Below are 14489 nucleotides of genomic sequence, written 5' to 3' on the forward strand. Positions count from 1 at the left end.
AATCTACCGCCGCCCGGCCCGGACAGCACCGAGGCGCCTCGCTCACCATCGAGCGGGGCGCCTCGTTCCGTGCGTATTCAGCTGTTACGCAACGCCTTCCGCACGAGCGGCGGCCGCGACGGCCTCGGCCACGGCCGGGGCGACCCGCGGGTCGAGCGGGCTGGGCACGATCTTGTCCGGGCCGAGCTCGTCGGCGACCACACCGAGGATGGCCTCCGCGGCGGCGATCTTCATGCCCTCGGTGATGCGGCGCGCGCCCGCGTCGAGCGCGCCCTTGAACACGCCGGGGAACGCGAGCACGTTGTTGATCTGGTTCGGGAAGTCGCTGCGCCCGGTGGCCACGATGGCCGCGTACTTGCGCGCCACCTCGGGGTGGATCTCCGGGTCCGGGTTGGACATCGCGAACACGATCGACTCCGGCGCCATCGAAGCGATCAGCTCCTCGGCGATCAGGCCCGCCGACAGGCCGAGGAACACGTCCGCGCCCGCGAGTGCCTCGGCGGCGCCGCCGACCAGCCCGCGCGGGTTGGTGCGCGCGGCCAGCTCGGCCTTGACCGCGTTGAGGTCACCGCGCTCACGGCTGAGGATGCCCTTGGAGTCCAGCACCGTCACGTCGGCGACACCGGCGGCCAGCAGGATGTTGGTGCACGCGACACCCGCCGCGCCCGCGCCCGACACCACGACCTTGAGGCCCTCGATGCTGCGGCCCTGCACCTTGGCCGCGCCGTTGAGGGCGGCCAGCACCACGATCGCGGTGCCGTGCTGGTCGTCGTGCATGACCGGGCAGTCGAGGGCTTCGATGACCCGCTTCTCGATCTCGAAGCAGCGCGGCGCGGAGATGTCCTCCAGGTTCACCGCACCGAAGCTGGGGCGCAGCCGGATCAGGGTCTCGACGATCTCGTCGACGTCCTTGGTGTCCAGCACGATCGGGATCGAGTCCAGCCCGGCGAACTTCTTGAACAGCGCGGCCTTGCCCTCCATCACCGGCAGCGAGGCGCGCGGGCCGATGTCACCGAGGCCGAGCACCGCGGTGCCGTCGCTGACGACGACGACCAGTCGGTCGGTCCAGGTGTAGCGCTTGGCGAGCGCCTCGTCCTGCGCGATCGCGCGGCTGACCTGCGCGACGCCGGGGGTGTAGGCGATGGACAGGTCGCGCTGTGTCTCCAGCGGTGCGGAGAGTTCGACCGAGAGCTTGCCCCCGAGGTGTCCGGCGAAAATTTCGTCGTGGGTGATTTCGGACAAACTCGCGGTGGCATTCGGTGCGTCAGTCACAGGTGACACGATTTCACTCCTGCTCGGGTCGGGCTCAACCGGGGGACGGTTACCGCCGGGTAGTTGATTTGTGATGCTTGTTACCGCTCATCGGGCGCGCCGACCGGGACGTTTCGTCGTCGCGAACCGCACGAAAAATCGGTCACGGGAAATGTCGAGAGGTGGCGCTGCACTGATCGCGGAGCGGGAGCCGGACGGGTGGGTCCGGACGGAACAGACAGGGTGATCCTCGCTGCGACGGTACGTCGGGCGGCGGGGTCACCGGGATTCACGAACCCGGCGGTGGCGTAGGTACGGAATCCGCAACATTCTGCCAGCCGAGCAGACGACTTGCCAAACCGGTGTGTCGGATCCCGGTTGCTCGCCATGCTTGGAGCCTAGAACCGCGGAATTACCTCCGGGTTAGGGGAAACTCGCCGCCGCCGCAGGCGCACCGGTGAGCTGTCACAACGGCACCGCGCCGCCGGGCGTGAGGCCGGGGCCGCTCGACCCGCGCACGCGCGCCGAACGCGGGGTGGTGCTGCCCCGGCCGCGACCGGTCTCGCGCGCGGCGGGCGGGCGCTCGCGCTCGACCCGGATCTCGTCGAGTCCGCCGACCAGCAGCCGGACCCGCCAGTCCGGCGCGGCGCCCGGATGATCGGTCCTGCGGTGCATCCCCCGGCTCTCGGTGCGCGCGAGCGCGGCGTGGTCGGCCCAGCGCGCGACGGCCAGCAGCGCGGCGGCCTCGCGGGCGCGGACCCGCCCGTGCCCGTACCCGCCGAGTTCGAAGCGGGCGCCCGGCCACAGCGCGTCGAGTTCGGCGATGCTGTCACGCAGGCTGTCGGCGCTGCGCAGATAGCTGCGCCGCAAGGGCAGCGTGTGCTCCTGCACCAGGCCGACCACGGCGCGCGGATCCAGGTTCGCCCGGGCGGCCAGCCCGGCGCCGGGCACGGGGAACGCCGCGGCGGGGATGCCGCGGCCGCGCGCGTATCCGGCCGCCGCCGCGCCCGCCCACGCGCCGGAGGCGATGGCCCAGGCGGCGTGGTGGCCGCCCGATCCGCTCACCGCGCCGCTGATCTGTTCCCGGTCGGCGACGTCGCCCGCGGCATAGAGCCCCGCCACCGTGGTCGCGCAGTCGGCGCCGGTGAGGCGCAGGCCACCGGTACCGCGCACGGTGCCCTCCAGCACCGCGCGCACCGGCACCCGGCCCGCCGCGTCGATGAGGCCGAGGCGTTCGAGCCGTTCGCGGGTGGCGACGAGCAGCCCGGCGGGCAGCGCGTAGACCCGCCTGCCGTCGGCCAGGGCGGCCAGCGCCGCGGACCGGTGCCCGGCGAGCGGCGCGCCGTCCTCGTCCACCAGGGTGGCCGACCGCAACGCCGGTTGCAGCGCCCGCGCCGACCGCAGCACCGGCCCGGCCGGATGCGCGGCCACGGCCAGGCCGTAGCCGCAGGAGAACTCCATGCCCGACAGCCGCGCCCCCGCCTCGGCCGCCATCAGCAGCCCCTCGCCGGTAGCGCCCGCGGTGCCCGCCGCGCCGGAGCCGAACGCGCAGCCGCCGATGGCCAGGACCACCGCCCCCGCGCGGGCGGTCCACGGCCGGCACCGGTCGCCGGTGCGCACGCCCGCCGCGCCGGCGACCACGCCGTCGCGGTCGGTCAGCAGGTGCAGGGCCGGATGACGGTCGAGCACCCGCACGCCGAGCAGCCGCAGCGTGCGTCGCAGCAACCGCAGGTAGCGGGCGCCGTCCAGGTGTGCGAGGGCGGGCGTCGCGGAACGCCGCGCGCCGGGCACCCGGTATCCCCATCGGGTCAATTCCGTTGTCCGACGGTATGTTTCGTCGAGCACGCGATGCATCCAGGTGGGATCGCCGAGGCCGCCGCCGTGCAGCAGGGTGCGCCGCACCGCCTCCTCGCGACCGGGACCGGGCGGCAGGTTCCACAGCGTGTGCACACCCTCGGCAGCCGGACCGCTGCCCGCGCACCGCGCCTTGTCGACGAGCACCACCGCGGCACCGCTCGCCGCCGCCGAGAGGGCCGCCCAGATCCCGGCGGGGCCACCGCCCAGGACCAGCACGTCCGTCTCGATATCGGTCATGATCGAAATGTTCGGCCACAATTCACCGGGCCGCAACCATTATCGAACTGTCAACTCCACCACTGTGTCCACAGCAATAATGCCGCGACCGCGAAAACGATCGTGCTCGCGAAAAAGGCACGCACGCCGGTGGTTCTGTCCGAAAACAATTGCGCCGCCACGGCGACGATCGCGACCACGATGTGCCACCGCACCGATTCGGCTCCGGGGCCGGGAAATCCGCGTTGCCCGCCGATCACCGACGCCCCGACCACCACCAGCGCCAGCAGCACCGTACCCGCCGCGACCACCCCGCTGAGCGCGCGGACCGGTCTCACGAGACGACCACCGGCACACCCGTCGCCCGCGCCACCAACCGCTCGAACTGCTCGGGGTCGGTGGTGAATTCACCGAGCCGGATGGTCTTGTTGGTGCCGTGGTAGTCCGAGGACCCGGTGGTGATCAGGTCCAGTTCGGCGGCGAGGTCGGTCAGCAGCGCCCGATCGGCGGCCGAGTGGTCCGGGTGGTCGATCTCGAGACCGCCGAGCCCGAGCCCGGCCAGTTCGCGGATGTCGTCGAGTGCCAGCAGGCGGCCGCGCTTGCGGGCCCTGGTGTGCGCGAGCACGCTGACGCCGCCCGCCGCCGCGATCATCCGCACCGCGCGGTGCAGCGGCGTGTCGGCCTTCTCGGCGTAGTAGCGGCCGTGCGGGGCGAGCAGGTCGGTAAAGGCCGCATCCACCGTCGGCACCACCCCCGCGGCGACCAGCGCCCTGGCCAGATGTGGGCGGCCTGCCGAGGGACCGGCCGAGGCCAGCACCGCGTCCGGGTCGATCGGCAGTCCGTCGGCGGCCATCCGTTCGGCCATCGCCCGCAGCCGCTCGACCCGCTCGGCCCGCAGCCGCTCCCGCTCCTCGGCGAAGGACCGGTCGGCCGGATCGAACAGGTAGGCCAGCAGGTGCACCGGCACCGGCCAGCCGTCCTCACCCAGCCCGATGCACGACATCTCCATCCCGCGCACCAGCGTCATGCCCTGCGGCAGCGCCGCGACGGCCTCCGCCCAGCCGGAGGTGGTGTCGTGGTCGGTGATCGCCACGACGTCGAGCCCGGCCGCGGCGGCGTGGCGCACGAGTTCGGCCGGTGTGTCGGTGCCGTCGGAGGCGGTCGAGTGGGTATGCAGGTCGATGCGCACGCATCCAGTCTTACAGTGCATGATCATCGGCCCGCACCCCCGGCCGACGTAGCATCGTCGGCGTGCCCTCCCTCCCGTCGTTCCGTGGCCCCGGCCGCCCACCCGCGCCGCTGCCGCGCATCCCGGTGCCGACCGCGCGCGCCATCGTCGACTGCGGGGTCTACGTGGACGGCGCCCGCATCCCCGGCCGCTTCTCCCACGCCGAGGCGTTGGCCGAGGTGCGCGCACGCGGCACCGGTTTCGTGTGGATCGGCCTGCACGACCCGGACGAGGCGCAGATGGGCGACATCGCCGCGACCTTCGGCCTGCATCCGCTGGCGGTGGAGGACGCCGTGCATGCCCACCAGCGCCCCAAACTGGAGCGCTACGACGACACCCTGTTCCTGGTGCTGCGCACGGTCAGCTATGTCCCGCACGAGATGAACAGCATCAGCGAGATCGTGGAGACCGGCGACATCATGGTCTTCGCCGCCGCCGATTTCGTGATCACCGTCCGGCACGGCGAGCACACCGGTCTCGCGGGCGTACGCCGCGACCTGGAATCCCGGCCGCAGCAGCTCGCGTTGGGGCCGGGCGCGGTCTTGCACGCGGTGGCCGACCACGTCGTGGACGCCTACATCGATGTGGCGGCACTGGTGGAGAACGACATCGACGAGATGGAGGAGGCCGTCTTCACCCCGCGGGACCAGGTGACCATCGAAACCATCTATCAGCTCAAGCGCGAGGTGGTGGAGCTGCGCCGGGCGGTGAACCCGCTCCAGGCGCCGTTGCAGCAACTCGCGGAGAAGACCGATCTGCCGCTGCCCAAGGAAGTGCGCCGCTACCTGCGCGACGTGCTCGACCACCACATACTCGTCGCCGAGCGGATCGCCGACTTCGACGAATCACTGAGCGAACTCGTCAGCGCGGCGCTGGCCAAGATCAGCGTTCAGCAGAACACCGACATGCGCAAGATCTCGGCCTGGGTCGCGATCGCGGCGGTGCCGACGATGATCGCGGGCATCTACGGCATGAACTTCGAGCACATGCCGGAGTTGAAGCAGACCTGGGGCTATCCGGCGGTGTGGATCGTGATCCTGAGCGTCTGCGGCGCGCTGTATGTCACCTTCCACCGCAACAACTGGCTCTAGAGCGAGGCCGCGCCCCGGTTCGGGTCGCGCACGTCGATACCGGCCTCGGCCCAGGCGTCGCGCAGTGCCTGCGCACCGCGGACCCGCACCCACGCCGCCTCCGTGGCCGTCACCGGGGTGACCGCGAGGCAGCGCACCGGATCGGCGGGCTCGGGCAGCACCACGTCGGGCACCGCGCTCTCGCCCAGCAGGGCGGCGGTGAACACCGAGCCCTGCCACATCGGTTCGCCGAGATCGAGCAGCGCGTCGGGCTGCAGCACCACACCCTCCACCGCCGGGCTGGCCACCAGCACACCCAGTGACTTCGGCAGGCCGGGCAGCGCACTCGCCCGCAGCGTCAGCACCAGTTCGGCCCGCGGCCCGCGCACCGGGTCGGCGACGAGATCGGCCGGGTCGCCCATCGGATGACGCGCGCCGCCCAGCGTCACGTAGTGCACGAGATCCCCGTCGGGGATTCGCAGGATGTCGATCGGCTCCAGGCCGAGGAAGGTGACCGACGCCGAGTCCACGCGCGCGCCGTCCACGCCGAAGTGGTCCAGCACCGCGGTGCGGACCCGCTCGAGCACGTCCATCGATCAGATCGCCAACCGGGCCAGCATGTCCCGCGCCTGCTCGGCGGTCTTCGGGTTGCACAGCACGTCGTAGCGCCCGGCCACCAGCTGCATGCTGGACGCGAAATCGCGCTGCCCCCTGGTCGCGGCGTACGGGATCGAGGTGGAGATGACGCCGAAGATGATGCCGCCGACCAGGCCCACCGCCAGCGGGCCGAGGGCGCCGCCGGTGGTGAACAGGCTCAGCAGCAGGCCGAGGAACAGGCCGAGCCACGCGCCCGAGACCACGCCCCCGCCGATCACCTTGGCCCAGGTGAGCCGGTACAGCACCCGCTCGACCTGCATCAGGTCCACACCGACGATGGTGACGTCCTGGACCGGGAACTGGTTGTCGGCCAGGTAGTCCACCGCCCGCTGCGCCTCGGCGTAGGTGGGGTAGGACCCGACCGGCCAGCCCGACGGCGGGGTGGGCAGACCCGTCGCCCGCGGGTTGTTCGCGTTCCCCAGTGGGTTCGTCATAGGTCCATTATGGGCGCAGGCCCGTCGCCCGCGGTGGTGCAGGCGGTGATCGGGGTGTCCGATTCAGTCACGGGGCGGGGTGAACGCGGTGGTGCGCCGCATCCCGGCCGCGCGCCCCTTCTCCGCGATGACGGCCGCCATCTTGGCGCTCGCCTCGTCGATCATCTCCTCGCCGAGCATCACCGCGCCGCGGGCACCGCCCGCGCCGGAGGTGTAGTAGGCGTAGGCCTCGAGGATCTCCTCGGCGCGGTCGTAATCGGCCTGGCGCGGGCTGAAGATCTCGTTGGCGGCCTCGATCTGGGTGGGGTGCAGCACCCATTTGCCGTCGAAGCCGAGCGCGGCGGTGCGGCCGGCGGCGCGGCGGAAGCCGTCGAGATCGCGGATCTGCAGGTACGGCCCGTCGATCGCCTGCAACCCGTGCGCCCGGGCGGTGAGCAGGATGGTCATCAGGATGTGGTGGTAGGCGTCGCCGGTGTCGTAGCCCTCCGGCTGCTCGCCGACCACCAGCGTGCGCATGTTGATGCTGGCCATGAAATCGGCGGGCCCGAAGACCAGCGCCTGCACGCGCGGGCTCGCGGTGGCGATCTCGTCGATGTTGCGCAGGCCGAGGGCGTTCTCCAGCTGCGGTTCGATGCCGATGCGGCCGACCTCGAGCCCGCAGGTGCGCTCGAGCTGGCTCAACAGCAGATCCAGCGCCCGCACCTGACCGGCGTCGGTGACCTTGGGCAGCAGGACGGCATCGAGCGCCGCGCCCGCGCCCTCCACCACGGTGATGACGTCGCTGTAGGTCCACTGGGTGGTCCAGTCGTTGACCCGCACCACCCGCAGCTGCTCGCCCCAGCCCGGCTCGTTCAGCGCCGCCACGATGTTGGCCCGCGCCGCGGCCTTGGCGACCGGCGCGACGGCATCCTCCAGATCGAGGAACACCTCGTCGACGGGCAGTCCCTTGGCCTTCTCGATCATCTTCGGATTGCTGCCTGGCACGGCCAGGACCGAGCGGCGTGGCTTCATAAACCCTCCTGTGTCACGGCGACCACCGGCCCGCAAACCTCTAGCCTGGCAAGCATGGCAGCTACCAGGGTGTACGTCGCCAGGCTTGCCGGCCTGGTGGTGCTGGGACCGGACGGCGAGTCTATCGGCCGGGTGCGCGACGTCGTCGTCGCCGTCCGCTACGACCGCCAGCAACCCCGCGTACACGGCCTCGTCGTCGAATTGCCGAGCAGGCGCCGCATTTTCGTGCCGATGTTGCGGGTCACCTCGATCGAGCCGGGCATGATCACGCTCAACACCGGCACGGTGAGCCTGCGCCGGTTCCAGCAACGTCCCGGCGAAATGCTCGCGCTGGCACAGATCGTCGACTCCAAGGTGCGCGTCGACGACCCGGATCTGCCCGACCTCACCGGCGTCGACGTGTTCGTCGTCGACCTGGGCATCGAACGGACCCGCACCAGGGACTGGGTGGTGTCGCGGGTCGCGGTGCGCGGGCACCGCAGGATCGGGCGCAGGCGCGCGGTGCACGTGGTGGACTGGCAGGCGGTCACCGGTCTCACGCCCTACGAGCTGGGCAGGCCGGGGCAGGACGTCACCCAGTTGCTCGGCCAGTTCGAGGGGCTGCGCGCGGCCGACGTCGCGCACCTGTTGCGCGAGCTGCCGGAGAAGCGCCGCATCGAGGTCGCCGAGGCGCTCGACGACGAGCGCTTGGCCGACGTGGTGCAGGAGCTGCCCGACGACGACCAGGTCGACCTGCTCGGCCACCTCGAGGTGCGCCGGGCCGCCGACGTGCTCGAGGCGATGGATCCCGACGACGCGGCCGACCTGCTCGGCGAGCTGCCCACCGGGGAACGGGAATCGCTGCTGGCGCTGATGGACCCGGAGGAGTCCGAGCCGGTGCGCAGGCTGCTCGAGCACTCCCCCGACACCGCGGGCGGCCTGATGACCACTCGCCCGGTGGTGCTGACGCCCGCCACCACGGTGGCCGAGGCGCTGGCCCGGGTGCGCAATCCGGATCTCACCCCGGCGCTGGCCTCGATCGTGTTCGTGGTGCGCCCGCCGACGGCCACCCCCACCGGCCGGTACCTGGGCTGCGTGCACATCCAGCAGTTGCTGCGCGAGCCGCCCGCGCACCTGGTGGGCGGGCTGCTCGACACCGACCTGACCCCGCTGCGCCCGGACGCGACGCTCTCGGCGGTGACCCGGTACCTGGCCACCTACAACCTGGTGTGCGGCCCCGTCGTGGACGAGGAGAATCACCTGCTCGGCGCGGTGAGTGTGGACGACGTGCTCGATCACCTGCTGCCGGAGGACTGGCGGGAACAGGAACAGCGGGAGGGGGTGGCGACCCGGTGACCGACAAGACGCCGGTCGCGCGCCAGCGGCTCGAGACCCCGATGCAGAACCGCTTCCGGTTCGACTGGGACGCCGAGGCACTGGCGCGTAGCAGCGAGCGGGTGGCCCGATTCCTCGGCACCGGGCGCTATCTGGCGATCCAGACCGTGGTGGTGGTCGTGTGGATCGCGCTCAACGTGTTCGTGGTGGCGTTGCGCTGGGATCCCTACCCCTTCATCCTGCTGAATCTGGCCTTCTCCACCCAGGCCGCCTACGCCGCGCCGCTGATCCTGCTCGCCCAGAACCGCCAGGACAACCGCGACCGGGTGGCGCTGGAAGAGGACCGGATGCGGGCCGCGCAGACCAAGGCCGACACCGAGTTCCTGGCCAGGGAGCTGGCCGCGCTGCGGATCGCGGTGGGTGATGTGGCGACGCGCGACTATCTACGCCGCGAACTCGACGAGGTCCGTGAGATGCTCGACCGGATCGAAGCGGCCACCGTGGGAGACGATTCCGGTTCACGCGGCGGCAAGGCGGGTAAAGGGAATCGGAAGAAGGGTTCCGGCGGGAAGCAAGCAACAGTTCAGCTTCCCTCGCAGGCGCCCGAGGAATGAACGGAAACGCCCGACAACATACTGACTCCTGGGTAACCTGGAGTCCGTTGTCCGAAGCGCGCCGGGACGGCGGTCTCGTCCGGCCCGCTCCCACGACATAGAGGAATGGTGTGGCCGAATGCGTGTTTCTGCTCCGATAACCATGTCGGCCCTTGTCGTCGCCGGTCTGGTCGCCTCCGGTTCGGCGGCGCACAGCACCACGGCGAGCGAGCCGCCCAAGGCGCCGGAGGCGCTGCTGGCCGCCTCGACCGGCACCACCGGTGGCGGTGGCGCGGGCACCGGAAATCCGGACTCCCCTTCGGCGACCACGGTTGGCCTCTTGCCGGTCACCCCGGACAGTCCCCGCAAACTTCGAGCTATGACGCCGCCCGCCGACGGGCTGCCGCCGTTCGGCGGCACGGTCCCGCTGCGCGACATCGCCCTGCCGAACACCGGGGGCGTGCTCGGCATCCCGGAGATCGTGCTGGCCGCCTACCGCAATGCCGAACTGGCCCTGGCCTCCTCGATGCCCGGCTGCGGACTGAGCTGGAACCTGCTCGCCGGCATCGGCCGCATCGAATCCGCACACGCGAGCGGTGGCCGCACCGACGCCGCGGGCACCACCGTCTCGCCGATCTTCGGTCCCGCGCTGGACGGCACGCTGCCCGGCAACGAGATCATCAAGGCCGCCGACGGCGGCTACGTCCGGGCCGTCGGCCCCATGCAGTTCCTGCCCAGCACCTGGTCGCTGTACTCCGCCGACGGCAACGGCGACGGCGTCGCCGACCCGCACAACGTGTTCGACGCCTCGCTGGCCGCTGGCAAATACCTCTGCTCAGGGGGCCTGAACCTGCGTGATCCGCAGCAGGAACTGCGCGCGGTGCTGCGCTACAACAACTCGATGGCCTACGCCGCCGACGTGCTGAGCTGGTCGGCGGCCTACCGCACCGGCGGCACCCCGCGCCAGGTCACCGTCGACCCGAACCTCGTCCCGCCGGGCTCGGCGCCGGTCGTCGCGGCCGGTCCCGCTCCGGACATGACCGCCGTCGACACGACCATCCCGTCGACCACCGTGCCGGACAAGCCGACCGAACTGCCGCCGGGCACCACCGTCACCCCCGGTCCGACGCCGCAGGAGACGATGATCCACATCCCGGGCCTGCCGCCGATCCCGTGCGGCATCTTCTGCCCGCCGCCCAAGCCGGTGGATCCCTGTGTGCAGGCCGCGGTTCCGGCCCCGATGCCGGCGCCCGGCGCGCCCGCGCAGCCGATCGCGCCCGCGCGGGAGTTCGGCACCGCCGAGGGCGAGGCGGCACCGGCCGCACCGGTGCAGCCGGGCAAGCCCGCGCCGCCGGACCCCGCCTGCGCCCTGCCGCAGCAGCCGGAGGCCGCGCCGCAGCTCGCCCAGACTCCGCCACCGCCTGCCCCGCCGGTCGAACAGACGCCAGCCCCGGAACCGGCGACGACACCCGAGGCACCGGCCGAACCTGCGCCTGCCGCCCCGACGCCCCCGCCTCCGCCCGGGATCACCCTGCCGTTCGGGATCGTGATCCCGCTGCCGCCCGCCCCCGCGCCGCCGCCCGCCTGAGCGGGTCCGGCGGCCGACGGCCGAGGCGCGCAGGCAGCGCCCGGACGCGAGTCCCTTCCGTGACCCAAACCTGGTGACACATCACGAAGGCGTAACAAAAAGGTCTCGGATGCGGTAATCTCTCCTTCGTTCACGAAGGAGGCTCGCCCGACCCACCGCGCATCGGTTTCCGAATCGCGTTGTGTCGCATGAGCTTCCCCTGCCGTGTCGTTGGAGGAGGGTCACCACACCGTGGGGCGTCACCGTAAGCAATCCCCCGCGCCGGTCCGGCGCGGCTCCGTCATCGCACTCACCGGATTGGTCCCCGCGGGACTGGTCGCCTGCGCCGCGGCATCGAACCTCGACAGCGGCGAGCAGCCCGCGGTCGCGCCGCTCGCCGACGGTCAGGACGTGCTCGGCGCCGCCACCGCCGATCCCGACGAGCACCTCACCCACGCACTCGCCGCCCAGCACACCGCCACCCCGCCGGTCGTGAAAAGCGTTGCGCTGTCGAGTGATCGAGCGCCTGCCGACCTGCCCGCGGGGCCGTTGGGCATGCCCGGCATCGCCGAGGCGGCCTACCGCAACGCCGAGGAGAAACTGCACGCGGAGAACCCGCAGTGCCACATGCCCTGGACCATGCTGGCCGGTATCGGCCGGGTGGAGTCCACGCACGCGTTCGGCGGCAAGGCCGACGCCGACGGCAACCCGATCAAGCCGGTCTACGGCCCGGTGCTCGACGGCTCGCTCGCGGGCAACAACGTCATCCACGACAGCGACAACGGCGCGCTCGACGGACTCGACGGCTACGACCGCGCGGTCGGCCCGATGCAGTTCCTGCCCGAGACCTGGCAGCGCTACGCCGCCGACGGCAACGGTGACGGCATCGCCGACCCGCAGAACCTCTTCGACGCGGCGCTGACCGCGGGCAAGTACCTGTGCGACGGCAATCTGGATATGCGCGATCTCTCCCAGCAGAGCCGCGCCATCCTGCGCTACAACAACTCGATGGCCTACGTCGCGAATGTCATGGCGTGGGAGAGCGCCTACGCCACGGGGGTCGCACCGCAGCCCGCGCAGTTGCCCCGAATCTGAGACGCCTAAAATTTCCGTCATGCCAGTGGTAACGGAATCGGACGTGCGGGGCGCGCTCGCGAAGGTCGACGACCCGGAGATCCGCAAGCCGATCACCGAACTGGGCATGGTGAAAAGCGTCGCGATCGACGCCGACAGCAATGTCCATGTCGAGGTCTACCTGACGACGGCGGGTTGCCCGCTGCGCACCGAGATCACCCAGCGGGTGACCAAGGCGGTGGCCGACGTCCCCGGCGTCGGCGCGGTCTCGGTCGACCTCGACGTGATGGACGACGCGCAGCGCACCGAGCTGCGCAAACAGTTGCGCGGCGACTCGGCCGACCCGGTGATCCCGTTCGCCCAGCCCGGCTCGCTCACCCGCGTGTACGCGGTGGCCTCCGGCAAGGGCGGGGTGGGCAAGTCCAGCGTCACCGTCAACCTGGCGGCGGCGATGGCGGCGCGCGGGCTCTCGGTGGGCGTGCTCGACGCCGACATCTACGGCCACTCGGTGCCGCGCATGCTCGGCACCGACGCCCGCCCCACCCAGGTGGAGCGGATGATCATGCCGCCGATCGCGCACGAGGTGAAGGTCATCTCGATCGCGATGTTCACCCAGGGCAACACGCCCGTGGTGTGGCGCGGCCCGATGCTGCACCGGGCGCTGCAGCAGTTCTTGGCCGACGTGTTCTGGGGCGATCTCGACATCCTGCTGCTCGACCTGCCGCCGGGTACCGGCGACGTCGCGATCTCCATCGCCCAGCTGATTCCCAACGCCGAGATCCTGGTGGTCACCACCCCGCAGGCCGCGGCGGCCGAGGTCGCCGAGCGCGCGGGCTCGATCGCGTTGCAGACCCGCCAGCGCATCGCGGGCGTGGTGGAGAACATGTCGTGGCTGGACCTGCCCGACGGCACCCGGATGGAGCTCTACGGCTCCGGCGGCGGGCAACAGGTGGCCGACAGCCTGACCCGCGCGGTCGGCGCGAACGTCCCGCTGCTCGGGCAGATCCCGCTCGAGCAGGGCCTGCGCGAGGCCGGTGACGAGGGCACCCCGATCGTGCTGCGCGATCCGGACAGCCCCGCCGCGACGGCGCTGCGCGAGGTGGCCGACAAGCTGGCGGTGCGCAGGCGCGGCCTGGCGGGCATGTCGCTGGGCATCGACACCACCCGGCACCTGTAGCGCGCCATGCTGACGCTGCTGGGGTACGTGCTGATCGTCGGCGTGGTCGCCGCGGTGCTGTTCCTGCTGGCGAGCGTGGTCTTCGGGCGGGGCGAGGAGCTCGGTCCGCTGCCCGAGGGCACCACCGCCACCGTGCTGCCCGCCGAGGGCATCACCGGCGCCGATGTGCGCGCGCTGCGGTTCCAGCAGGTGGTGCGCGGCTACAAGGCGGGCGAGGTGGACTGGGCGCTGGCCCGGCTGGCCGCCCGCATCGACGAACTCCAGGCCGAGCTCGCCGCGGCGCGCGAAGCGGCGGCCGGGCAGACCGCGAACCCGGTCACCACGCCGCCGGCGGTGCCGGACCGGGCCGAGCCCGCCTGGCCCGCGCCCAACGGCCGGGACCGTTCGTGACCGTCGACGACGGGCGCATCCGCTGCCCCTGGTCGCTGGCCTCCGAGCCCTATCGCGACTACCACGACTTCGAGTGGGGTGCTCCGCTGCGCGGGGTGGACGCGATGTTCGAGCGAGTGTGCCTGGAAGCGTTCCAGTCGGGCCTGGCGTGGATCACCATCCTGCGCAAGCGGGAGGGTTTCCGCCGCGCGTTCGCCGGCTTCGCCGTCGAGCGGGTCGCCGAGTTCGGTCCCGCCGATGTGGACCGGCTGCTCGCCGACCCCGGCATCGTGCGCAACCGCGCCAAGATCGACGCCGCGATCGCCAACGCCCGTGCGACGCTGGCGCTGGACGTGCCCCTCGACGAGCTGGTGTGGTCGTTCGCGCCGCCGCCGCGCCCGCGGCCGCGCAGCCTGGCCGACGTGCCCGCGACCAGTGCCGAATCCGTCGCTCTGGCAAAAGAATTGAAGCGGCGCGGCTTTCGGTTCGTCGGCCCGACCACCGCATACGCACTGATGCAGGCGACCGGAATGGTCGACGATCACCTGGCCGACTGCTGGGTCGGCAGCACCGCGCACCGGGACGCCACCGCGATCACATTTCGAACTCAGGTATCCGTCCCGAACGGCGATAGGGAAGAATAGGACAGGTGTAGCTCACCAAATGCCGGT

Annotated in this window: 15 protein-coding genes; 8 read left to right on the forward strand and 7 right to left on the reverse strand. The window is 71.7% G+C overall.

The window, feature by feature from the left end; all coding sequences use genetic code 11:
* Nucleotides 1–84: 84 nt before the first annotated feature.
* The 4 genes from CRM89_RS16965 to CRM89_RS16980 form a co-directional block, all read right to left on the reverse strand.
* Nucleotides 85–1281, reverse strand: coding sequence for an NADP-dependent malic enzyme (locus CRM89_RS16965; RefSeq protein WP_060594527.1), 1197 nt, complete (start codon nucleotides 1279–1281; stop codon nucleotides 85–87).
* Between the two features lie 435 nt (nucleotides 1282–1716).
* A complete protein-coding gene (locus CRM89_RS16970) occupies nucleotides 1717–3345 on the reverse strand; it encodes an FAD-binding protein (protein ID WP_172964533.1) in 1629 nt (542 codons plus the stop codon).
* A gap of 50 nt (nucleotides 3346–3395) precedes the next feature.
* Nucleotides 3396–3617, reverse strand: coding sequence for a hypothetical protein (locus tag CRM89_RS16975; RefSeq protein ID WP_229434781.1), 222 nt, complete (start codon nucleotides 3615–3617; stop codon nucleotides 3396–3398).
* Between the two features lie 41 nt (nucleotides 3618–3658).
* Nucleotides 3659–4513, reverse strand: a complete 855-nt coding sequence (locus CRM89_RS16980; RefSeq protein ID WP_060594525.1) for a PHP domain-containing protein — start codon at nucleotides 4511–4513, stop codon at nucleotides 3659–3661.
* A gap of 62 nt (nucleotides 4514–4575) precedes the next feature.
* On the opposite strand from CRM89_RS16980, the gene corA reads away from it, so the two are divergent.
* Nucleotides 4576–5643: a magnesium/cobalt transporter CorA gene (gene corA / locus CRM89_RS16985; RefSeq protein ID WP_060594524.1), complete on the forward strand. Its 1068-nt coding sequence runs from the start codon at nucleotides 4576–4578 to the stop codon at nucleotides 5641–5643.
* Here the strand turns inward: corA and CRM89_RS16990 are convergent.
* The 3 genes from CRM89_RS16990 to CRM89_RS17000 form a co-directional block, all read right to left on the reverse strand.
* Nucleotides 5640–6215 (reverse strand): suppressor of fused domain protein, encoded by a 576-nt coding sequence (locus CRM89_RS16990; protein ID WP_011211249.1) that lies wholly within the window; start codon nucleotides 6213–6215, stop codon nucleotides 5640–5642. The two genes, corA and CRM89_RS16990, sit on opposite strands and share 4 nt — an antisense overlap.
* A 3-nt stretch (nucleotides 6216–6218) precedes the next feature.
* The gene (locus tag CRM89_RS16995; RefSeq protein WP_011211250.1) at nucleotides 6219–6713 is read right to left on the reverse strand and encodes a general stress protein; all 495 of its coding nucleotides are present in this window, start codon (nucleotides 6711–6713) and stop codon (nucleotides 6219–6221) included.
* A gap of 63 nt (nucleotides 6714–6776) precedes the next feature.
* A complete protein-coding gene (locus CRM89_RS17000; protein WP_098084976.1) occupies nucleotides 6777–7724 on the reverse strand; it encodes a CoA ester lyase in 948 nt (315 codons plus the stop codon).
* 54 nt (nucleotides 7725–7778) lie between these two features.
* On the opposite strand from CRM89_RS17000, the gene CRM89_RS17005 reads away from it, so the two are divergent.
* From CRM89_RS17005 to CRM89_RS17035, 7 genes are all read left to right on the forward strand, one after another.
* On the forward strand, nucleotides 7779–9059 hold the full coding sequence (locus tag CRM89_RS17005; RefSeq protein WP_060594522.1) for a magnesium transporter MgtE N-terminal domain-containing protein: 1281 nt from the start codon (nucleotides 7779–7781) through the stop codon (nucleotides 9057–9059).
* 41 nt (nucleotides 9060–9100) lie between these two features.
* Nucleotides 9101–9652, forward strand: coding sequence for a DUF1003 domain-containing protein (locus CRM89_RS17010; RefSeq protein ID WP_220276515.1), 552 nt, complete (start codon nucleotides 9101–9103; stop codon nucleotides 9650–9652).
* 142 nt (nucleotides 9653–9794) lie between these two features.
* The gene (locus CRM89_RS32125; protein ID WP_267465904.1) at nucleotides 9795–11219 is read left to right on the forward strand and encodes a lytic transglycosylase domain-containing protein; all 1425 of its coding nucleotides are present in this window, start codon (nucleotides 9795–9797) and stop codon (nucleotides 11217–11219) included.
* A gap of 231 nt (nucleotides 11220–11450) precedes the next feature.
* Complete coding sequence (locus tag CRM89_RS17020; protein ID WP_041561348.1) at nucleotides 11451–12293, forward strand: lytic transglycosylase domain-containing protein; 843 nt, start codon at nucleotides 11451–11453, stop codon at nucleotides 12291–12293.
* A gap of 19 nt (nucleotides 12294–12312) precedes the next feature.
* Nucleotides 12313–13449 carry an Mrp/NBP35 family ATP-binding protein gene (locus CRM89_RS17025; RefSeq protein WP_011211256.1) on the forward strand — a complete coding sequence of 379 codons (1137 nt, stop codon included), beginning with the start codon at nucleotides 12313–12315 and terminating at the stop codon, nucleotides 13447–13449.
* Between the two features lie 6 nt (nucleotides 13450–13455).
* The gene (locus CRM89_RS17030) at nucleotides 13456–13839 is read left to right on the forward strand and encodes a DivIVA domain-containing protein (RefSeq protein ID WP_060594519.1); all 384 of its coding nucleotides are present in this window, start codon (nucleotides 13456–13458) and stop codon (nucleotides 13837–13839) included.
* The gene (locus tag CRM89_RS17035; protein ID WP_098084985.1) at nucleotides 13836–14462 is read left to right on the forward strand and encodes a DNA-3-methyladenine glycosylase I; all 627 of its coding nucleotides are present in this window, start codon (nucleotides 13836–13838) and stop codon (nucleotides 14460–14462) included. The genes CRM89_RS17030 and CRM89_RS17035 overlap by 4 nt, the downstream gene beginning before the upstream one ends.
* Nucleotides 14463–14489 lie beyond the last annotated feature (27 nt).

This window comes from Nocardia sp. FDAARGOS_372 (assembly GCF_002554515.1).
In the GTDB taxonomy this organism is placed as follows: domain Bacteria; phylum Actinomycetota; class Actinomycetes; order Mycobacteriales; family Mycobacteriaceae; genus Nocardia; species Nocardia farcinica.